We start from the raw sequence: 21,450 nt of genomic DNA on the forward strand, positions 1-21,450 counted from the left end.
CGCTAACGCTTTCTGATAGAATTTCCGGCTTTCTTTAAACGACCAGGTATTTGATCGATGCAGCCCATGCTGAATATCGCGCTGCGCGCCGCCCGTAGCGCTGGCGAAATGATTGTTCGCTCTACCGAGCGCCTGGACGTGATCTCGGTTAGCGAAAAAGACGCGCGCGATTACGTCTCTGAAATCGACCGCAACGCGGAGCAATTGATTGTTGCCGCGCTACGCAAGGCCTACCCGAACCACGGCATTCTGGGCGAGGAAGGTGGGCACCTGGAGGGCACCGGCGAGGGTAAGGATTACCTCTGGGTGATCGACCCGCTGGATGGCACTACTAATTTCCTGCGCGGCGTGCCGCATTACGCCGTCAGCATCGCATGCAAATACCGCGGCCGCCTTGAGCACGCCGTGGTCATTGACCCGGTACGCCAAGAGGAATTCACCGCAAGCCGCGGTCGCGGCGCGGCACTCAATGGTCGCCGTCTGCGAGTAAGCACACGCAAGAGCCTTGAAGGGGCCCTACTCGGTACCGGCTTCCCGTTTCGCGACGGGCAAATGGATAACATGGACAGCTACCTGAACATGTTCCGTAGCCTGGTTGGGGAAACTGCAGGCTTGCGTCGCGCTGGCGCGGCCAGTCTTGATCTCGCCTATGTCGCAGCTGGTCGCTACGACGCCTTCTGGGAATTCGGTCTTTCCGAATGGGACATGGCCGCTGGCGCCCTGCTCATCCAAGAAGCAGGCGGTCTGGTCAGCGATTTCAGCGGCAGCCACGAATTCCTCGAAAAAGGTCAGATTGTCGCCGGCAACACGAAGTGCTTCAAAGCAGTACTTACGGCCATTCAGCCACACCTGACACCATCGCTGAAGCGCTGATCGGCCCAAAAAAAAACGCCCATTCGGGCGTTTTTTTATGAGTTAGACATTCACTGCTGAGTCAGCACCAGCTGACCATCACGAACCGGGATCTTGCCGCCGGGATCTCGATCCATCCTCACCTTACCGATCTCACCGCCAATGTCATATTTGACGTCATAGCCCACGACCTTGTCATGAGTATCGGTCACTGTGCTGCAGCGGGTTTCGGTTGTTGTGTAGGTGTCGTTGGACTGCATACGGCCCTGGACCTGATTGCCCGCATAACCACCGCCAACCGCCCCCGCCACTGTGGCTATCTTCTTGCCATTGCCCCCGCCGATCTGATTGCCGAGCAATCCTCCGACAACCGCACCTACCGCGGTGCCGGCAATACGATTGCTATCCTGCACTGGCCGCTGGCGAGTTACGGTCACCTCTCGGCAAACCTCGCGTGGCGTCTTGATGGTTTCCTTGACCGGCTCAACTGCCAGCACTTCGGCAAACTTCGGCCCTCGGTCTACCAGTGTATATGTGGCGAACGCACCACCGGCAGTTACGATAGCGGCACCGAGAACGCCACCAACCAGCATCGACTTGTTCATTGAATCTTCCTTCTTCTGACGGGCAGAGCCCGCGGCGGCGCGTTAGGCAGCGATACCCGCCAGAAGTTCAGAAGATAATCAGGGGCGCTCGTCGACCTCTTCGACAACCGGAGGAATCAGATCATCTCGAGTCAAGTTCAGCCAAACCAACAGCATTCCTGCGACGTACACCGACGAGTAAGTACCAGCTCCTACCCCAATCAACAGCGCCAAGGAAAAGCCCCATAGATTTTCGCCACCGAAGAACATTAGCGACCCCACCGCCAGCAATGTCGACACCGAGGTTGCAAGGGTTCTTAGCAGCGTTTGAGTGGTGGAGATGTTGATATTTTCGAGCAGCTCCGCCCTGCGTAGCATCCGGAAGTTTTCCCGTATCCGGTCGAAGATCACGATGGTGTCGTTCAGCGAGTAACCAATTACCGCCAGCACCGCCGCCAGCACGGTCAGGTCGAACGATATCTGAAAGAAGGAAAATACCCCCAGCACCAGAATCACGTCGTGAAACAGCGACAAAACAGCACCGAATCCGAACTTCCATTGAAAGCGGAAGGCCACATAGACCAGGATGCCGCCCAATGCCAACAACATGCCCAGACCACCCTGGTCCCGCAGCTCCTCTCCTACGGCAGGGCCCACAAACTCGACTCGCTTAACGGTGATCGTGCCCGCCGCATCATTGCCGCGAAGCGCTTCGGCGATATGTTCACCCAAAAGAGGATCATCGCCCGGCATCCGGACAAGCACATCGGTGGTCGCGCCAAAGCTCTGCACTACTGCGTCACCAAATCCCGCTCCCGACAGCTGAGTTCGAACCTGATCAAGCGCAACCGGTTTCTCGTACGACAGCTCGACCAGGGTGCCACCGGTGAAATCCAGGCCGAAATTCAATCCCTTGACTGCTAGGCTTGCAAGCGAAGCGAGCGTAAGCAGCACCGTCAAAGCAAACGCCACGTGGCGAACGCCCATGAAATTGATTACACGTTTCATAGCGATAGCCCCTTAAATCCACAACTTCTTGAGATCGCGGCCACCGTAGATCAAGTTGACCATGGCACGGGTCACGATGATAGCGGTGAACATCGAGGTCAGAATTCCGAGTGACAGAGTCACGGCGAACCCTTTGATCGGCCCGGTACCCATTGCGAACAGAATGCCGCCTACCAGCAGGGTAGTGAGGTTACCGTCTACGATTGCCGAGAACGCGCGATCGAAGCCCTCGTGAATGGCTCGTTGAATCGCCATTCCATTGGCGATTTCCTCGCGAATTCGCGAGAAGATCAGCACGTTGGCATCCACCGCCATACCCATCGTCAGAACGATACCGGCGATGCCGGGCAGCGTCAGCGTAGCGCCCAGCATCGACATCAATGCAGTCAGCACCACCATGTTGAACAGCAGCGCTACCGTGGCCAGCAAACCGAAAAACTTGTAGATCAGCACCATGAACACCGCGACGAAGAGGAAACCCCACATCGCTGCCTGAACGCCGAGCTTGATGTTTTCAGCCCCAAGGCTTGGACCGATGGTTCGCTCTTCTGCGAAATACATGGGCGCGGCTAGTCCGCCTGCGCGAAGCAGCAGTGCCAGCTCAGAGGATTCACCCTGACCATCAAGCCCGGTTATGCGGAACTGGCTACCCAGAGGCGACTGAATAGTCGCCAAGCTGATGATTTTCTTCTCTTCCTGAAATGTCTCGACGCGAACTTCCTGCTCGACACCATCTACCACTTGCTTGACGTAGCGCGTGGTCGGACGCTGCTCGATGAAGATCACCGCCATGCTACGGCCGACGCTGTTGCGGGTAGCGCGGTTCATCAAGTCGCCACCATGACCGTCCAGGCGGATGTTGACTTGCGGGCGGCCATTCTCGTCATAGCTGGCCTGGGCGTCCGTGACCTGATCGCCCGTGATGATGAGGTTGCGCTCCAACTGAGCTGGAGGACGCCCTTCCTGCCGGAATTCGAATGACTCGGTCGATGCACGTGCGGCGTCCGCCTCGGCAGCAAGACGGAACTCGAGGTTGGCAGTCTTGCCCAGGATCCGTTTGGCTTCAGCGGTGTCCTGAACGCCCGGCAGTTCGACAACGATTCGGTTAGCGCCCTGGCGCTGAACCAAGGGCTCGGACACGCCCAACTCGTTGACACGGTTGCGCACCGTGGTCAGGTTTTGCTTGATCGAATACTCACGGATTTCCGCAAGCTTGGCCTCGGTGATCGCCAAACGCAGGACTTGTTGGCCGTTGCGCTCGCTGGAGGTCAACTCGAAATCATTGAAGTTCTTGCGAATCAGCGCTTGGGCTGTCGAGAGTGTGCTGCCATCGGAGAAGCCGAGCTGCACGGCGTTTTCCGCCTTCGGCAAGCTGCGGTAGCGGATTCGCTCCTTGCGCAGCAGACTCTTTACCTCACCTTCGTAAACGTTGAGGCGGGTATCAATGGCCTTCTCCATGTCGACTTCGAGCAGGAAGTGCACCCCACCGGAGAGGTCCAAGCCCAACTTCATGGGGCTAGCGCCAAGGTTACGAAGCCACTCGGGAGTCGTCGGGGCGAGGTTCAATGCAACTACGTAGGCATCCCCTAACGCACGCCGTACGACATCCTTGGCAGGAAGCTGGTCGTCCTGGTCAACCAGACGGAGCAAACCACCTCGCCCCTGCTCATCCAGTGTAGCGGCTTTGACTTCGATGCCGGCCTCGGTCAGCGCTTTGCTGGCGCGATCTAGCTCAGCCTCGGTAACGTTCAGGGAGGTTGCAGCTCCGGTGATCTGCACTGCAGGATCATCCGGATAAAGATTGGGCGCTGAATAGACCAAAGCGATGCCAAGCACCACCACTATCAGCAGGTATTTCCAGAGAGGGAATCTATTGAGCATGACGCAGCCCGTCTAATGACGCGGGGCGCCTTGCGCGCCCCGTCGTTGGTATTGAGTAGAAGTCAGCTCAGATGGCTTTCAGCGTGCCTTTAGGCAGCGTTGCGGCAATCGCCACCTTCTGGAACTTCAGCTCTACCGAGTCCGAAACCTCGATCACGACGAAGTCGTCGGATACCTTGGTAACCTTACCCGCGATGCCACCCGATGTAACCACTTCGTCACCCTTCTGCAGGCCGCCGATCAGGTTCTTGTGCTCTTTGGCACGCTTGGCCTGCGGGCGCCAGATCATCAGATAGAAGATGACCAAGAAGCCGACCAGGAACAGCCACTCGAAGCCACTGCCAGCGGGACCAGCGGCAGCCTCTTGAGCGTAGGCGGCGGGAATCAGAAAGCTCATGTAGCACTCCTGTTGCAGAGATCAGTTGGTTAAGAATTCGTCACGCAAGCGGCGGTGTTGGCAAGCCGCGCTTGGCATAGAAGGCGTCGACAAAGGCGGCCAATGTACCCTGTTGGATAGCATCGCGTAAACCAGCCATCAAGCGCTGGTAATGCCGCAAGTTGTGGATTGTATTCAACATGCTTCCAAGCATTTCGCCACACTTATCCAAATGATGCAGATAACCGCGGGAGAAGTGTTTGCAGGTGTAACAATCACACGCGGCATCAAGGGGCGAGTTGTCATGACGATGTATCGCGTTACGGATCTTGATTACGCCGGTATCAGTAAATAGATGGCCGTTTCGAGCATTACGGGTCGGCATAACGCAATCGAACATGTCGACGCCACGGCGAACGCCTTCGACCAGATCCTCAGGCTTACCCACCCCCATCAAGTATCGCGGCTTGTCTGCCGGCATCTGAAGCGGAAGGAAATCAAGCACTCGAATCATCTCTTCCTTGGGTTCCCCTACCGATAACCCACCAATAGCGAGACCATCAAAACCGATCTCGCACAAACCCTCCAACGAGCGCATGCGCAAAGACTCATGCATGCCGCCCTGCACAATTCCAAAGAGCGCGGCAGAGCTATCCCCGTGCGCGTTCTTCGAGCGCTTCGCCCACCGCAGGGAGAGCTCCATTGAGCGACGTGCGACATCCTCATCGGCGGGATAAGGCGTGCACTCGTCGAAAATCATCACAATGTCGGAGCCGAGGTCACGCTGCACCTGCATCGATTCCTCAGGCCCCATGAATACCTTCGCACCATCTACAGGGGACGCAAAATATACGCCCTCCTCCTTAATCTTGCGCATCGCCCCCAGGCTGAACACCTGGAACCCGCCCGAATCGGTGAGGATCGGCCCCTGCCATTGCATGAAGTCGTGAAGATCACCGTGCGCCTTGATCACCTCGGTGCCGGGGCGCAACCAGAGGTGAAAGGTATTACCAAGGATGATCTGCGCACCAATCGCCTCGATATCACGCGGCAACATACCCTTGACCGTACCGTAAGTACCTACCGGCATGAATGCAGGGGTCTCAACCGTCCCCCGGGGAAAGGTCAATCGACCGCGACGCGCCCTCCCCTCGGTGGCAAGCAATTCGAAGGACATACGACAGGTGCGACTCATTGAGAATCCTCGGGACCACGCGGGGCCGGATTGCGGGTGATGAACATGGCATCGCCATAGCTGAAGAAGCGATACCCCTCGGCTATGGCTTCGGCGTAGGCAGCCATTGTCTCTGGATAGCCGGCAAAGGCCGAGACAAGCATCAGAAGGGTGGATTCAGGGAGATGAAAGTTGGTTACCAACGCATCGACGACATGAAAAGGCTTACCGGGGTATAGAAATATATCCGTATCACCACTGAAAGGTCTGAGCACTCCATCGCGCGCAGCGCTCTCCAGCGAACGCACGCTGGTCGTGCCAACCGCAACCACCCTGCCACCTCGATCTCGGCAAGCCGCTACCGCTTCAACTACGTCCTGCCCCACCTCGAGCCATTCGCGATGCATGTGGTGCTCTTCGATGCGCTCAACACGCACAGGCTGAAAGGTTCCAGCCCCCACATGCAGCGTCACGAACGTGCTGTCAACGCCCTTCGACTTCAGCGCAGCCAGCAACTCAGCGTCGAAATGCAGGCCAGCAGTTGGCGCCGCAACAGCACCAGCGCGTTGCGCATAGACGGTCTGGTAACGCTCGCGGTCCGCAGTCTCGTCCGGGCGATCGATATACGGAGGCAGCGGCATGTGCCCGACACGCTCAAGCAACGCCAGGACGTCTTCGCCGAAGTCCAGCTCGAACAACGCATCATGTCGCGCCATCATCAAGGCCCGACCACCGCCATCGATATTGATGATGCCGCCGGGCTTAGGCGACTTGCTAGAACGGATATGCGCCATTACCCGGCTTCCATCAAGCACGCGCTCGACCAGCACTTCAACCTTGCCGCCCGTGTCCTTCTGGCCAAACAAGCGCGCCGGAATGACTCGTGTGTTGTTGAACACCATGAGATCGCCAGGACGCAAATGGTCGAGCAGGTCGGCGAAGCGACGATGCTCGAGCCTTCCGGACGGACCATCGAGCACAAGCAGGCGACTGGCGCGACGCTCGGCCAATGGATGCCGAGCGATCTGCGAATCGGGAAGCTGAAAGGAGAAATCGGAAACTTGCATAGCGGAAGATCGGCGCGGGGCTCAGGGGGCGCAAAGCTTAGCGGAAAGCCTGCAATCTGACCACGCTAGACGATTGACCGACGCGCTTTGCATCCCTATACTGCGCCGCCACTGTGCCTCGATGGCGGAATCGGTAGACGCAGCGGATTCAAAATCCGCCGTTGGTAACAACGTGAGAGTTCGAGTCTCTCTCGAGGCACCACTAATCAGTGACCAGAGGCAACCGATAGCCTTTGGAGAAGAGGGGAACCGCGCAATAGCAGCGGCATCGCCCCGGCAGCAATTGATGCCATGCATCGATCAAACGCAACAGCAGCCCCGCCCGGACAGCGTTCCGGTAATCGGCGGCCATATCAAAGCGTCCTCGTCACACTCAAAACGCGCCAACCTGGCGCTGCTTGCGGTGGGTAAGTCCGTGCCTGACAGGGCTTGGCAGCGCCCGGCTAGTTATCGTAGAGTGTGTCCACTGTGTTTGCATGGGTCGCCGTTGAATCGTGACCTGGTGCAGTAGATCTCTAGATCCGCTACATCCCGTTCGACTCTTTACTCCTTGCAACCAGTCTCCGCCTCCTGCCCGAGCAGGGGCGTTTCTACTATTGAGTTTCAAGGATACAAAGCTATGTCGAATCGTCAGAACGGTACCGTCAAGTGGTTTAACGACGAGAAAGGTTTTGGTTTCATCACTCCCGAGAGCGGTCCGGATCTGTTCGTGCACTTCCGCGCGATCGAAGGCAACGGCTTCAAAAGCCTGAAAGAAGGCCAGAAAGTCAGCTTCGTCGCTGTGCAAGGTCAAAAGGGCATGCAGGCTGACCAGGTTCAAATCCAGGAATAAGCCCCAGCTCTGAAAAGCCCCTGATGGAAACATCAGGGGCTTTTTTATGCGCGCGATTCCGTAGAATGCGCGACTGTCTTTCAAGCGAGACCTCACGCATGCGCAACCATTTGCTCAGCCCGCAGGGCCAATTCCCCGCGGCCAGTCTGATTCGCCGAATCGCAGCGATCTGCTATGACGCGTTTCTGGCAATCGCGCTGATGATGGTCGTCACGCTGCTATATCAGCAGGTGATCCTGCGTTTCTTCTATGGCAGCGAAGGTCTGAAGGCCTTGGCGGAATCCGGCGGACTGGATATTGATCCGTTCCTCTCGACGCTTCTGTTATTTGCTGTGTTCGCCTTCTTCGCCAAGTTCTGGACGCACAACGGCCAGACGCTCGGCATGCAGGTCTGGGGGGTTCGTATCCAGAATGCCGACGGTACTGCAATTGATCTCTGGCAGGCTCTGCTGAGGTTTCTGATTGCAATCATGTCATGGCTCGCCCTTGGGCTGGGCTACTGGTGGATGCTCTGGGATAAACAGCGTCGGACGTGGCAGGACATCTATTCAGAAAGCCAGGTCGTTCAGCTACCCAAGAACATTCACAAGAAATGATTCAAGGGGGCAGCACGCCCCCATTGAAAAGGTCGAACCGCGTGTGCCGCTGCGTTAACCCGCTCGGCGCAGCAGAAAGATGCCCGCCAGCGCGCAGAGCCCAGCGGGTATCGCCACGGCCAGCAAGGGCGAGAAGCCGAACACCTGACTGGCCGGCCCGAGCAGGTCTTGCAGGATTCGGAACACAAAGCCAACTATGACCCCGGTAAAAATACGCTGCCCGAGGGTTACGGACCGCAGCGGCCCGAAAATGAAAGAGATCGCCAGCAACACCAGCGCCACCGTCACAGCTGGCTGCAACACCTTCGTCCAGAACGCTAACCAGTAGCGACCATTGTTCAACCCCTGCTCGCCCAGGTAATGGATGTATCGCCACAGCCCCGTGATGGATAGGGCGTCCGGCTCCATGACGACCGTACTGACCAGTTGCGGGGTCAGTTGAACATCCCACCGCTCCTCGGCCACGGTCTCGACCTCAGTGTGGTCGCCTCGAAAACGGGTCGTGGCCACATCACTGAGCATCCACGCTTCATCTTCGTAACGGGCACGGCGGGCAAAGCTCGCAGAGAGCAGTTGCCGCTGATCATCGAAACGATAGCGTGTGACACCCAGCAATACGCCACTCGGCTGCACGGCGTTGATATGAACAAATTCGTCGCCCTGGCGATGCCAGAGACCACGCTTGCTGCTCTGCGCCTCGCCAGCCCCCTGGGCGGACGAGCGACTGGCTTGCGCGATGTTTTCACTCCAAGGCGCCACATATTCTCCGATGAGGACGCCGACCAGCATCAGCAGCAACATCGGCTTCATCACTGCTAGTACGATTCGCCCCAGAGAAACGCCCGCAGCACGCATGATGGTCAGTTCGCTGCTGCTGGCAAGGGTGCCCAGCCCGATCAGACACCCAATCAAGGCGGACATTGGCAGCATCTCGTAGACACGCGACGGAGTCGTGAGTAACACGTAGACCGCAGCATTGAGGGTGCTGTAGCTGCCCTTCACATCGCCAAGCTCGTCGATGAAGGCGAACAGCAGCGCCAGCCCGACGATAATGCCGAGCACGGTGAGAATGGCCAGCAGAACATGAATGCCGATGTACCGATCAAGCTTACGCATGGGCGCCTCCCGATACCGCGCGACGCTTATCGATGGCAAGCCTCAACGGTTCCCAGTACAGCATCATCAATCCAATGGCAAAGAAGATTCCATGCACCCACCACAGGCCCAGAGCCGGCGGAATTCGCCCCTTGTCCAGCGAACCGCGTGCAGCAATCAGCAATGCAAGGTATGCCATGTATAGAAGGATGGCGGGGAGCAACTTGAGGAAGCGGCCCTGACGCGGATTGACCTTTGCCAGCGGCACCGCCAGCAGGGTCACGATAAAGACCAGCAACGGTAGTGAGAGCCGCCACTGCAGCTCGGATTGCATGCGGATGTTGTCACTCCCGAACAACTCGCTGGTCGGCATTGCCTCGCGCGCGCTCAGCTCGACGCTGACCTCGGGCTTTGGCAGGAGCACACCATAGGTGTCGTACTGGATCGCTCGGTAATTGGCCTGCCCCGGATTACCGTCGTAGCGATAACCGTTTTCCAGAATCAGGTAGCGGCTCCCGTCAGGCTGGACTTCCTGACGCCCGGATTCGGCGACCAGGACAGAAAGTCCGCGCTCTTCGCCAGTCGCGCTGGACAGATTGGTTTCCGAAATGAACACACCGGCCAGCTCTGTTCGATCGGCAGTAAGTTCACGGGTGTAGGTGACGCGAGTTCCGTTGCGCAAGGTCTGGAAACGGCCCGGGACCAAGGTATCGAATTCGGTCAGCGAGTCCTGCTCGTTGAGAATACGATCGACCTCCGCAACGCCCTGCGGCGCCAAGCCAAGGCTGAGCCAGCCGACGATTCCGGCGATGAGCGCTGCGGGGGCGAGGCTATAAACCAACAGACGACGCTGGCTCATACCGGTAGCGGAGAGAACCGTCATTTCGCTATCGAGATAGAGCCGTCCATAGGCCAGCAGGATGCCGAGAAACAAACCCAGCGGCAGAATGAGCTGAAGAAAGCCGGGCAGACGATACCCCATGATCATCAGGAGCACGCCCGGGTCGAGCATGCCCTGCGCCGCCTGCGCCAGGTATTTGATGAAACGACCACTCATGATGATCACCAGCAGCACAGCACTAACAGCGCTCAGCGTGACCAAAAGCTCGCGGGACAGGTAACGAAAGACGATCAAACCGGACACTCCAGGGTTGTCAGGCTCCGGCGGCTACGCTCAAACTAGCCGCCAAACAGCCGGTCCGCCGCAATAGGACGTTGGAGACCAAGCAGCATGCCCCCAACGGCCCGGTAGACGAACCACCGGAAAATAAGCCCGGCATTATCCTGCAAACCCGACTCTTTGTCTTGGGGACTCGACGCCATGGAATTTGTTGTAAAAAACACCAAAGCCGCTGCGGCTAAAACAGCTACGCTCGTTCTGCCCGTCGGCGAAAACCAGCAGCTCGATGCCGTTGCGCAAAGTGTTGATCTGGCCAGCGGTGGAGCCATCAGCGCGATTCTCAAACGCGGCGATCTGATGGGCAAGCCTGGCCAGACCCTGCTATTGCATAGCCTGCAAGGGCTGAAGGCAGATCGTATCCTGCTGGTTGGGACCGGCAAGGATGATGAGCGCGACGCTCGGCAGTTCCGCAAGATTGCCAGTTCAGCGCTTGGCGTCTTGAAAGGGCTGGGCGGAAACGATGCCACCTTCGCCCTGCAGGACGTTCAGGTCAAGGATCGCGACGCCTACGCACGCACCCGCATGCTGGTGGAGGTGATAGGCGACGGCCAGTACGTTTTCGATCAGTTCAAGAGCAAGAAGAACGACGCACCAAAGCTCGCCAAGATCACCATCCTGACCGACAAGGCCGATCAGACGCAGATCGAGCAGGCCGCTCGCCACGCCGCGGCGATTACCGCAGGAATGAGCTTCGCCCGTGACCTGGGTAATCTGCCGCCCAATGTCTGCCATCCCAGCTATATCGCTGACCAGGCCAAGCAACTTGGCAAGACCTTCAAAGGATTGAAAGTCGAAGTTCTGGACGAAAAGAAATTGCGCGAGCTGGGCGCAGGCTCATTCCTTGCAGTATCCCAGGGCAGCGATCAGCCGGGCTGCATCGTCGTCATGCAATACAACGGCGGCAAGAAAGGCGAACAGCCCTACGCCTTGGTCGGCAAGGGAATCACCTTTGACACGGGTGGCATCAGCCTCAAGCCTGGCCAGGGCATGGACGAAATGAAGTACGACATGTGTGGCGCAGCGAGCGTGCTTGGCACCTTCCGCGCAGCACTCGAGCTTCAGCTGCCGATCAACCTCGTCGGCCTGCTCGCCTGCGCGGAAAACATGCCCAGCGGCAATGCCACCCGCCCCGGCGATATCGTTACCACGATGAGCGGGCAGACGGTCGAAATCCTCAATACTGACGCCGAAGGCCGCCTGGTACTCTGCGATACGCTGACCTATGCAGAGCGCTTCAAGCCACGAGCCGTTATCGACGTGGCCACCCTTACCGGCGCCTGCATCGTTGCGCTGGGCAGCAATACATCGGGCCTACTGGGTAACAATGACGAACTGCTTCAGCAAGTCCTGGGCGCAGGTCAGAAAGCCGGCGACCGCGCCTGGCAGTTGCCGCTGTTCGACGAGTATCAGGAACAGCTCGATAGCCCGTTTGCCGACATAGCCAACATCGGCGGCCCCAAGGCTGGCACCATCACTGCTGCCTGCTTCCTTTCGCGTTTCACCAAGGCATACCCCTGGGCGCACCTGGACGTCGCCGGGACAGCCTGGACCAGCGGAGGCAAGGAAAAAGGCGCGACAGGTCGACCTGTGCCGCTGCTGACTCAGTATCTGCTGGACCGAGCCGAGCAGGCATGACGATAGCGAGCGGAACTCAGGCATGACTCGTATCGAGTTCTACGTGTTGCCCGACAGCGAGCCAGCCGGTCGCGCGCGAGCGGCCTGCCAGCTGGCAAGCAAGGGTTGGCAGCACGGCATACCTGTATTCATTCGCTGCCAAAATGATCAGCAATGTAGTGAGCTGGATGAGCTGCTCTGGAGCTTTCGTGCGGAACGCTTCGTCCCGCACGAACTGCATGACGACGACCCGCAAGCACTCGTGGTGATAGGTACGGAGCAGCCGCCAGCCGCAGCGCAGGGTTTGCTGATCAACCTGTCTCAGACGCTTTCGCCCCACACCGATCAGTTCAGCCGCGTCATCGAGATCGTCAACCAGCAACCGGAGCTTCTGACCGTTTGCCGGGACAATTTTCGCACCTATCGCCAGCGCGGCTATGATCCAAAGAGAGTCGAGTTGTAGCCCGCATCGTTAGACCACCCGGACTGACGTCCGAGCGCTGATCGGCCACACAGAACGGGACCCCTGTCCGCCTCAGGAGCTGCACTACCCGCCTGGACGCTTCAATTTCCGGAATCGACCGTACATGACGCAAACACCCCCGCATAAAGCCCATCTGCTTGACGATCTAGAGTCCATTCGAGCGCTACTTGGCGACCAGGATCCTCCTGTACTCAAAGACACGCTGGATCCGGACAGCATTCCGATGCTGTCCGACATTGTCGAGCGTGCACCGGCAGCGGCTGCACAGATCGAGGCAGAACCGCGAGAGCCCGCAGTCCGAACTGCTTTTCGCACCCTCGCAGAACGTCATCTCGACCATGAATTGCGCACGGCAGCGCAGTTGATCCTGCAGGATGTGATAGACGATTTCGTGCCACAGATCGAAGCAGAACTGCGTAGACGACTTGAGGCACGCGCCGATCAGGTGATCAGGTCAAAGCGCACCTGATTCATTCCTGGTCAGCTCAATGCGGCATCGAGCAATCAACGGTTCCACGGTTGAGTAGCGCAGACTGATAAAAGCGGCACGTAAGTCTGCTGCTGGCGCACTTTGCCTTTATACTTGCCGGCTTTTCCGATCAGCCGTTTTAAGGGTCCCGCCGCATGGACAAGACCTACCAGCCGCACGCCATCGAAACCTCCTGGTATCAAACTTGGGAATCGAATAACTATTTCGCGCCCCAAGGTTCAGGCGAGTCCTACACCATCATGATCCCGCCGCCGAACGTGACCGGCAGCCTGCACATGGGTCATGGCTTCAATAACGCGATCATGGATGCGCTGATTCGCTTCCGTCGGATGCAGGGCCGCAACACCCTGTGGCAGCCAGGCACCGATCACGCTGGCATCGCCACTCAGATGGTTGTCGAGCGACAGCTGGGCGCCCAGGGAGTCAGCCGTCACGATCTCGGACGCGAGAAGTTTCTGGACAAGGTCTGGGAATGGAAAGAAGAGTCTGGCGGGAATATCACCCGACAGATCAGACGCCTCGGATCTTCGGTGGACTGGTCTCGCGAGCGCTTCACCATGGACGCCGGCCTCTCCAACGCCGTGAAAGAAGCCTTCGTACGTCTTCATGAGGACGGCCTGATCTACCGCGGCAAGCGCCTGGTCAACTGGGACACCAAGCTGCACACCGCGATCTCCGACCTCGAGGTGGAGAACCATGACGAGAAAGGCCATCTCTGGCACCTTCGCTACCCCCTGGCAGATGGCTGCAAGACCGCAGACGGTATGGACTACCTGGTCGTTGCAACCACTCGCCCGGAAACCATGCTTGGCGATGCCGCGGTTGCGGTGCATCCCGAGGATGAGCGTTACAAGAGCCTGATCGGCCGGCACATCATGCTGCCGCTGGTGAACCGGCTGATTCCTATCGTCGCTGACGATTACGTCGATCTGGAGTTCGGGACCGGCTGCGTAAAGATCACGCCAGCTCATGATTTCAACGACTACGAGGTGGGCAAGCGCCATCGTCTGCCGCTGATCAACATCTTCGACCGTAACGCTGCGGTGCTTGCCAAGGCCCAGGTGTTCAACATCGACGGCACGCCGAACGACAAGGTTGATGCCAGCCTGCCAGACGGCTACGCACACATGGACCGCTTCGATGCGCGCAAGGCCATCGTTGCGGAGTTCGAAGCCATGAGCCTGCTCGAAAAAACCGACGACCATGCGTTGAAGGTTCCGCGCGGCGACCGCTCCGGCACCATCATCGAACCGTGGCTGACGGATCAGTGGTACGTGTCGACCAAGCCGCTGGCCGAGAAAGCCATCGCCGCTGTCGAGAGTGGTGAAATCCAGTTCGTGCCGAAGCAGTACGAAAACATGTACTTCAGCTGGATGCGAGACATCCAGGACTGGTGCATCAGCCGGCAGCTTTGGTGGGGCCACCGTATTCCGGCCTGGTATGACGAGGCCGGCAACGTCTACGTCGGCCGTGACGAGGCTGAAGTTCGAAGCAAATACAACCTCTGCAACAACGTCGAACTGCGTCAGGACGATGACGTGCTGGACACCTGGTTCAGCTCCGGTCTGTGGACGTTCTCCACCCTAGGCTGGCCTGAACAGACCGAGTTTCTCAAGACCTTCCACCCCACCGATGTATTGGTGACCGGCTTCGACATCATCTTCTTCTGGGTTGCGCGGATGATCATGCTGTCCACGCACCTGACCGGGCAGATCCCGTTCAAGACCGTCTATGTGCACGGTCTGGTGCGCGATGGCCAGGGACAGAAGATGTCCAAGTCCAAGGGCAACGTGCTCGACCCGCTGGACATCGTCGATGGCATCACGCTCGACGAGCTACTGACCAAGCGCACCAGCGGCATGATGCAACCCAAGCTAGCCGAAAAAATTGCCAAGCAGACTCGGGCCGAGTTCCCTGATGGCATCGCCAGTTACGGCACCGACGCCCTGCGCTTCACGTTCTGCTCGCTGGCCTCAACCGGCCGCGATGTCAAATTCGATATGGGCCGGGTCGAGGGTTATCGCAACTTCTGCAACAAGATCTGGAATGCCGCCAACTTCGTCTTCGAGAACTCCGAAGGCAAAGACACCGGCGTCAATCCCGACCCGTCGGCCCCTGACGCTCCGGTAGAGCTGTCATCGGTGGATCGCTGGATCATTTCCGCGCTGCAGCGCACCGAGGCGGAAGTGACCCGCCAGCTGGAAGCCTTCCGCTTTGACCTGGCTGCCCAAGCGCTCTATGAGTTCATATGGGACGAGTACTGCGCCTGGTATCTGGAGCTGGTCAAGCCGGTACTCTGGGACGAAACAGCCAGTCTCGAACGCCAGCGCGGCACCCGCCGCACCCTGGTGCGCGTACTGGAAACCGCACTGCGCCTGGCTCACCCCTTCATGCCCTTCATCACGGAAGAGATCTGGCAGCGTGTTGCGCCCCTGGCGGGCAAGTCGGGCCCGACGCTGATGCTGCAACCCTGGCCGGAATTCAATCCTGAGCGCCTCGACGAGGCAGCCGAGAACGACATCGAGTGGGTCAAGGCATTCATGCTAGGCATCCGCCAGATTCGTGGCGAAATGAACATTTCCATGGCCAAGCGCATCGACGTGGTTTTGAGTAACACCAGCACCTCCGATCAGCGCCGGCTCGCTGAAAACGAGCCGCTGCTGAAGAAGCTGGCCAAGCTGGAAAGCGTTCGTGTTCTGGCTGCCGACGAAGAAGCGCCGATGTCTGCCACCGCTCTCGTGGGCGACATGCAGCTGCTTGTGCCAATGGCTGGCCTGATCGACAAGGATGCCGAACTCGCTCGCCTGGACAAGGAGATCGCCAGGCTCGATGGGGAGGTCAAGCGTGTGGGCGGCAAACTCGGTAACGCAGGCTTCGTCGACAAGGCGCCAGCCGAGGTGATCGACAAGGAGCGCGCCAAACTGGCCGAGGCGGAACAGGCCAGGGCCCAGCTGCTGGAGCAGCGAGGCCGTATCGCCAGTCTGTAGAAACTCTAGGGCCAGCACTTTATGTGCTGGCCTTTTTGTTTAGGCCTCCGCACTTGATTGATGACAAGTAAAAACCAGTGCGGCCGATACACTATGTCGCACATTGCAAAAACGAATCACACCTGACAGGCCACCGACGCGCAATTGCGTGACGACATGAAGTAAGTCAGCAGCGAAGCCAACCCAGCCGGGTAGCCGTACGCGCAGCCGTAATCGATGCAGGCAGAGCCCTTCCGTATCGCGGTCGCACTTAATTCAATCGCACCGCAGGTCGCCCATTTTTTTCAACCTGTCAGCCACCGCGCCAATTCCGACAATAACGAATGGCCGGTCCGGTTTCTAAGAAATGGAGCCCCTCCGATGTATGTACTCATGGCTGTTGTATTTGTGCTTGGCTATCTATGCATAGCCTTTGAGCACCCGCTGAGAATCGACAAGGCCGCGGCCGCGATCCTTACCGCAGTTCTGTGCTGGACAGCGTTGGTATTCGGTGCCGATACCATCGTCCCGCTACTTCAGCCGGGAAGTCATAACCCCGGGGACTCATCCGCCGTCGTGGTCGAATCACTCAGGCATCACCTGGGCGAAATCTCGGAGATTCTATTCTTCCTGCTCGGCGCAATGACCATCGTCGAGCTGATCGACTCCCATGAAGGTTTCAAGGTCATCACGGACCGCATCCAGACGCGCAACCGCGTCAAGCTGCTGTGGATCATCGGTTTTCTGACCTTCTTCCTCTCCGCCGCACTGGATAACCTGACCACCACGATCGTCATGGTCTCGTTGCTTCGCAAGCTGATCCGAGGGCGCCCCGAGCGCTGGCTGTTCGTTGGTGTGGTAGTCATCGCCGCTAACGCCGGCGGTGCATGGTCACCGATCGGCGACGTGACCACCACCATGCTCTGGATCGGTAGCCAGATCACCGCCCCTGGCGTGATAGTCGGCCTGTTCCTCCCAAGCCTGGTCTGCCTGCTGGTACCTCTTCTGATCCTCAGCTTCCGCATGAGCGGCGAGGTTCCCCGCCCCCGCGCACGCGCTCACCTGGCCGAAACCAATCCTCCCGCCACGACGGCGTTCGAACGCAACCTGGTATTGGCACTTGGCATCGGCGCGCTGGTATTCGTGCCCATCTTCAAGACCGTCACCCACTTGCCACCCTACATGGGCATTCTTTTCGGCCTCGGCGTGCTTTGGGTGACCACTGAGTTCCTGCACAGGCACAAGGAAGACGATCACAAGCATCCGCTCTCGGTCGTCGGCGTGCTGCGCAAGGTGGATACGCCAAGCGTGCTGTTCTTCCTCGGCATTCTGCTCGCAGTGGCAGCGCTGGCCACGGCTGGCCACCTGACGCAGGTCGCCACTGCATTGCGTGAAACGATGGGCCACATCTACCCGATCAACTACACCATTGGCCTGCTCTCCGCCGTGGTGGACAACGTGCCGCTGGTTGCCGGCTCTATGAAAATGTACCCACTTATCAGCCCAGCCGTGCTCGCCTCATCTGCGCCTGAAGAAGCCGCTTGGTTGTCTCAATTCGTCGTCGATGGCAACTTCTGGGAAATGCTCGCCTACTGCGCTGGAACCGGCGGCAGTACGCTGATCATTGGCTCAGCTGCCGGCGTAGCGGCAATGGGCATGGAAAAGATCAGCTTCACCTGGTACATCAAGCGCGTCAGCTTGCTGGCCTTTCTTGGATACACTGCCGGCGCCGTTACCTACGTCGGCATGCTCGCGCTGCGCTGAGCGTCAGCTAACCCGAGCTGGGTCGAGTCCGCGATGCGACTCGACCGCTCGACGTTCAGGTTTTGGGAGACCGGATGACCATCAGCAAGACCAAAAGCAGTTTTTACCGACGACTGTACGTCGCCTGGTTGATCGACACCGGCACGGCCACCAGCGTGCCCGCGCTGACGGCCGCGACAGGCATGCCCAGACGTACGGCCCAGGATACCCTGGCGGCGCTAGCCGAAATCGACATCGATTGCCGCTTCAGCCAGGACGACGGCGAGCGGCACAATGCGGGCCATTATCGGATTCATGACTGGGGTGCGATCGACCGGCAGTGGATCGAGCGCAATCTCGCGCAGCTCAAGTCGACCCTCGGTTACCCCTGACCGCCACGACATGAACACCGACCTGTTGCTGGTCCTCGGGCTGTTGGCGGCTTGCGTGGCGCTTTTCATCATTAATCGGCCTCGCATGGATGTCGTTGCCCTGCTTGCCATGGTGGCTCTTCCACTCACTGGCGTGCTCAGCGTGCCCGAGGCGCTTGCCGGCTTCAGCGACCCCAGCGTCGTGCTTATCGCTGCCCTGTTCGTTATAGGCAACGGGCTGGTCCGCACCGGCATTGCGTATCGCCTGGGTGAATGGCTGATGCGCTCGTCGGCAAGTAGCGAGACGCGACTGCTGGTTCTGCTGATGCTTGCAGTAGCCGGGTTGGGCTCGGTGATGAGTTCTACCGGGGTGGTGGCGATCTTCATCCCCGTCGTTCTGAGCATCGCCTCGAAGATGCAGGTCTCGCCGCGTCGACTGATGATGCCTCTAGCCTTTGCTGGCCTGATGAGCGGCATGCTTACACTGGTCGCAACGCCGCCGAACATGGTGGTGCACAGCGAGCTGCGACGCGCCGGCCTCGAGGGCTTCGCCTTTTTCAGCTTCGCCCCGATCGGCTTGACGATTCTCCTGCTGGGCATTGGCTACCTGCTTCTGGCGCGGCGCTGGCTTGGTCCATCAAGCGGCTCGGACCCTCTGATCGAACCCCGGGACACCCTCGCGGCGCTGGCCCAGCGTTATCGCCTTCCTGAACGCGAACGCCGTCTTCGTGTTCTGCCTCGATCGCCACTGGCAAACCAGGCGCTGGACGAGTTGAAGCTCAGGACCCAGTACGGCATCAACGTCATCGCCATCGAACGTCAGCAGCGCTTCCGGCGGCTGCTGCTGATTGCTACCGGCAACAGTCAACTGCAGATCGGCGACGTTCTGCTAGTCGACCTGGCGAGCCCGGCCATAGGCCTGCTAGGCGCTTATGAGGAATTGGGTCTGGAGCCGCTGCAACTCAGCACCTCGTACTATGGCGATCACTCGCGTGAGCTGGGGCTGGCCGAGGTCGCACTTCCGCCTGACTCGAGCCTGCCAGGCAAGACCGTTCAGGCGCTGGGATTTCGCTCCCGCCATAAGCTCAATGTGGTGGGGCTGCGGCGAAACCGCGAGGCGCTGCAAGGCCTGCTCGTGGACGAAAGGCTCAAAGCCGGCGACACCCTTCTGGTGGCCGGTGGCTGGAAGCATATCCATCGTCTGCAAGGCATGAGCCGTAACTTTCTAGTGCTGAGTCTGCCCGCCGAGGTCGACGACGTGGCGCCCGCGGCCAAACAGGCCCCCTTCGCATTATTGGGTTTGGCCGTCATGGTCGGGCTGATGGTCAGCGGTCTTGTTCCCAATGTTATTGCTGCGCTGATTGGCTGTATGGTGATGGGGCTCTTTCGCTGCATCGACATGGACAGCGCCTACAAGGCGATTCACTGGCCTAGCCTGATACTGATCGTCGGCATGCTGCCCTTCGCCCTGGCATTGCAGAAGACCGGTGGTATTGCCCTGGTTGTTTCAGCCCTGATAGGGCTGTTCGGGGAGGCCGGGCCGCATATGCTACTGGCCTGCCTGTTTGTGCTTACAGCTGTCATCGGCCTGTTTATTTCCAACACCGCAACCGCTGTGCTGATGGCGCCAGTTGCAATTTCAACTGCCGAGCAACTTGGCGCATCACCTTACCCGTTCGCCATGATCATCGCACTGGCTTCATCCGCCGCGTTCATGACGCCGATCTCTTCCCCGGTGAACACACTGGTGCTTGGACCGGGCAACTATAGCTTCGCCGACTTCTTACGCATCGGCGTACCGTTTACGCTGCTGGTCATGCTGACGTCTGTCCTCCTCGTGCCACTGCTCTTCCCACTCTGATCCATGCGTACATCTTTACATGGCGTGGTCGTAACGCGCGGCTGTGGGTAAGCTGGTCAGCTCTCGACTGCCTGGCCGATCTCGATGTCTCAACGCCCCGCTCTGTTCCCCGTGCTTCTGGCCGGCGCCACGCTGTTGCTCGTCGTCCACGGGCTGGGTCGCTTCGTCTACACGCCGCTCCTTCCCTGGCTGGTGGAAGACGGCGTACTGACGGTACAGCAGGGCGCAAGCATCGCCACCTGGAACTATCTCGGCTATCTGATCGGTGCGCTGCTCGCGTTACGTTGGCACCGCGTGGCGCAGATTCGTCGCAGCCTGCCCTGGGCATTGGTGCTGCACGTGGTAACTACCCTGGCGCAGACTCAGACGGAATCCGCCGAAGCGCTATCAGCAATGAGGCTGCTCAACGGGATCGGCAATGGCCTGGTGTTCGTTCAGGCGCCTTCACTGATTCTGGAGTGGCTTGCGCGCCATCGCCGTACATCCTCGAGCGGCCTGGTTTACCTGGGCGCCTGTGTCGGGCTGATCGTCTCGAGCTTCATGGTGAGCCTCAGCAATGGCGTGCTCGAAGGTGCCGAGCGCTGGTGGCCGGCGGCCCTGCTCTCCATCCCGCTCGCCTGGTGGGGTTGGCGTCAGTTGGCAAGCCTGGACATAACGCCAGAAGTCACGCCTGCTACCGCGGCCCAACCGCGCAGCGGTCGGTTGCTTGATCGTGCCAGCACGCCGCTGTTCCTGTCCTATGCCGGTGCGGGCATGGGCTACATCCTGCCGATGACGTTTTTGCCCATGGTGGCCCGGCTGCAGGTGGAGCCTGGAGATATGCTGGTCGAAGGCAGCTGGCTGGTGGTCGCCGTCGCCACCCTGCCTTCGCCTTGGCTCTGGAACCGACTGGGCGCCTTGCTTGGCGATACACAGGCACTGCGCTTGAGCTACGCCAGTCAGCTGACCGGCGTGCTAGCTGCGCTGTTGATACCTGGAGCTACAGGGATCTTGCTATGTGGCGTATTGGTCGGCGGCACCTTTCTTGGAACGGTGTTGCTGACCCAGCGGCTGGCTCGGACACTTCACCCGCATCAGGGGCCGCGTCTGTCTGCGGCGCTGATTGCCCTGTACAGCCTGACCCAACTGGCCGGCCCGTGGCTGACCGGCGTTTGGCTAACCATGGGTGGTTCACTGCACAGCGCGTTCTGGCTCGGCGCTGGTGCTCTGCTCTGGGGGCTGGGCTGGATGCTGCTGGTGCCACGCCAGACCTGAAACCTGTGGGACAATGCGCGAC

Annotated in this window: 19 protein-coding genes and 1 tRNA gene; 12 read left to right on the top strand and 8 right to left on the bottom strand. The window is 59.2% G+C overall.

Annotation, left to right across the window (positions count from 1 at the left end; genetic code table 11):
* The first annotated feature begins 57 nt into the window (after window positions 1-57).
* Window positions 58-873, top strand: a complete 816-nt coding sequence (gene suhB, locus EA797_RS07490; RefSeq protein WP_122164479.1) for a type III secretion system regulator SuhB — start codon at window positions 58-60, stop codon at window positions 871-873.
* A gap of 50 nt (window positions 874-923) precedes the next feature.
* Here suhB and EA797_RS07495 read toward each other — a convergent pair whose 3' ends face one another.
* The 6 genes from EA797_RS07495 to queA all read right to left on the bottom strand — a co-directional run bounded on the left by EA797_RS07495 (window position 924) and on the right by queA (window position 6,942).
* On the bottom strand, window positions 924-1,457 hold the full coding sequence (locus tag EA797_RS07495) for a glycine zipper 2TM domain-containing protein (RefSeq protein WP_122164480.1): 534 nt from the start codon (window positions 1,455-1,457) through the stop codon (window positions 924-926).
* A gap of 78 nt (window positions 1,458-1,535) precedes the next feature.
* Complete coding sequence (secF, locus tag EA797_RS07500) at window positions 1,536-2,444, bottom strand: protein translocase subunit SecF (RefSeq protein ID WP_122164481.1); 909 nt, start codon at window positions 2,442-2,444, stop codon at window positions 1,536-1,538.
* A 12-nt stretch (window positions 2,445-2,456) separates the two neighbouring features.
* Window positions 2,457-4,325 (bottom strand): protein translocase subunit SecD, encoded by a 1,869-nt coding sequence (gene secD, locus EA797_RS07505; RefSeq protein ID WP_122164482.1) that lies wholly within the window; start codon window positions 4,323-4,325, stop codon window positions 2,457-2,459.
* Window positions 4,326-4,392: 67 nt separating this feature from the next.
* Window positions 4,393-4,722 (bottom strand): preprotein translocase subunit YajC, encoded by a 330-nt coding sequence (gene yajC / locus EA797_RS07510; protein WP_021209500.1) that lies wholly within the window; start codon window positions 4,720-4,722, stop codon window positions 4,393-4,395.
* A 40-nt stretch (window positions 4,723-4,762) separates the two neighbouring features.
* Window positions 4,763-5,878 (bottom strand): tRNA guanosine(34) transglycosylase Tgt, encoded by a 1,116-nt coding sequence (tgt, locus tag EA797_RS07515; RefSeq protein ID WP_167468785.1) that lies wholly within the window; start codon window positions 5,876-5,878, stop codon window positions 4,763-4,765.
* 14 nt (window positions 5,879-5,892) lie between these two features.
* The gene (gene queA / locus EA797_RS07520) at window positions 5,893-6,942 is read right to left on the bottom strand and encodes a tRNA preQ1(34) S-adenosylmethionine ribosyltransferase-isomerase QueA (protein WP_122164484.1); all 1,050 of its coding nucleotides are present in this window, start codon (window positions 6,940-6,942) and stop codon (window positions 5,893-5,895) included.
* A gap of 115 nt (window positions 6,943-7,057) precedes the next feature.
* On the opposite strand from queA, the gene EA797_RS07525 reads away from it, so the two are divergent.
* The 3 genes from EA797_RS07525 to EA797_RS07535 all read left to right on the top strand — a co-directional run bounded on the left by EA797_RS07525 (window position 7,058) and on the right by EA797_RS07535 (window position 8,370).
* Window positions 7,058-7,144 (top strand) — tRNA-Leu (locus tag EA797_RS07525).
* 417 nt (window positions 7,145-7,561) lie between these two features.
* The gene (locus EA797_RS07530) at window positions 7,562-7,774 is read left to right on the top strand and encodes a cold-shock protein (protein ID WP_003284681.1); all 213 of its coding nucleotides are present in this window, start codon (window positions 7,562-7,564) and stop codon (window positions 7,772-7,774) included.
* A 98-nt stretch (window positions 7,775-7,872) separates the two neighbouring features.
* A complete protein-coding gene (locus tag EA797_RS07535) occupies window positions 7,873-8,370 on the top strand; it encodes an RDD family protein (RefSeq protein ID WP_122164485.1) in 498 nt (165 codons plus the stop codon).
* A gap of 54 nt (window positions 8,371-8,424) precedes the next feature.
* On the opposite strand, the gene lptG is transcribed toward EA797_RS07535, so the two are convergent.
* Together lptG and lptF are read right to left on the bottom strand one after the other, a co-directional pair.
* The gene (lptG, locus tag EA797_RS07540) at window positions 8,425-9,486 is read right to left on the bottom strand and encodes an LPS export ABC transporter permease LptG (RefSeq protein WP_122164486.1); all 1,062 of its coding nucleotides are present in this window, start codon (window positions 9,484-9,486) and stop codon (window positions 8,425-8,427) included.
* Window positions 9,479-10,600: an LPS export ABC transporter permease LptF gene (gene lptF, locus EA797_RS07545; protein ID WP_122164487.1), complete on the bottom strand. Its 1,122-nt coding sequence runs from the start codon at window positions 10,598-10,600 to the stop codon at window positions 9,479-9,481. The genes lptG and lptF overlap by 8 nt, the downstream gene beginning before the upstream one ends.
* 186 nt (window positions 10,601-10,786) lie before the next feature.
* On the opposite strand from lptF, the gene EA797_RS07550 reads away from it, so the two are divergent.
* The 8 genes from EA797_RS07550 (at window position 10,787) to EA797_RS07585 (ending at window position 21,428) form a co-directional block, all read left to right on the top strand.
* Window positions 10,787-12,280 carry a leucyl aminopeptidase gene (locus EA797_RS07550; protein WP_122164488.1) on the top strand — a complete coding sequence of 498 codons (1,494 nt, stop codon included), beginning with the start codon at window positions 10,787-10,789 and terminating at the stop codon, window positions 12,278-12,280.
* Between the two features lie 22 nt (window positions 12,281-12,302).
* Complete coding sequence (locus EA797_RS07555; protein WP_122164489.1) at window positions 12,303-12,722, top strand: DNA polymerase III subunit chi; 420 nt, start codon at window positions 12,303-12,305, stop codon at window positions 12,720-12,722.
* A 124-nt stretch (window positions 12,723-12,846) separates the two neighbouring features.
* Complete coding sequence (locus EA797_RS07560) at window positions 12,847-13,212, top strand: DNA polymerase III subunit chi (RefSeq protein WP_122164490.1); 366 nt, start codon at window positions 12,847-12,849, stop codon at window positions 13,210-13,212.
* Window positions 13,213-13,367: 155 nt separating this feature from the next.
* Window positions 13,368-16,220 (top strand): valine--tRNA ligase, encoded by a 2,853-nt coding sequence (locus EA797_RS07565; RefSeq protein ID WP_122164491.1) that lies wholly within the window; start codon window positions 13,368-13,370, stop codon window positions 16,218-16,220.
* 360 nt (window positions 16,221-16,580) lie between these two features.
* Window positions 16,581-17,963 (top strand): sodium:proton antiporter NhaD, encoded by a 1,383-nt coding sequence (gene nhaD / locus EA797_RS07570; protein ID WP_122164492.1) that lies wholly within the window; start codon window positions 16,581-16,583, stop codon window positions 17,961-17,963.
* A 74-nt stretch (window positions 17,964-18,037) separates the two neighbouring features.
* Window positions 18,038-18,334 (top strand): winged helix-turn-helix domain-containing protein, encoded by a 297-nt coding sequence (locus EA797_RS07575; protein WP_122164493.1) that lies wholly within the window; start codon window positions 18,038-18,040, stop codon window positions 18,332-18,334.
* 10 nt (window positions 18,335-18,344) lie between these two features.
* Window positions 18,345-20,174, top strand: coding sequence for an SLC13 family permease (locus tag EA797_RS07580; protein ID WP_122164494.1), 1,830 nt, complete (start codon window positions 18,345-18,347; stop codon window positions 20,172-20,174).
* Window positions 20,175-20,258: 84 nt separating this feature from the next.
* A complete protein-coding gene (locus tag EA797_RS07585) occupies window positions 20,259-21,428 on the top strand; it encodes a YbfB/YjiJ family MFS transporter (protein WP_122164495.1) in 1,170 nt (389 codons plus the stop codon).
* The last annotated feature ends 22 nt before the right edge of the window (window positions 21,429-21,450 follow it).

The sequence above is a fragment of the Stutzerimonas zhaodongensis genome (genome assembly GCF_003696365.1).
Lineage (GTDB): Bacteria > Pseudomonadota > Gammaproteobacteria > Pseudomonadales > Pseudomonadaceae > Stutzerimonas > Stutzerimonas zhaodongensis.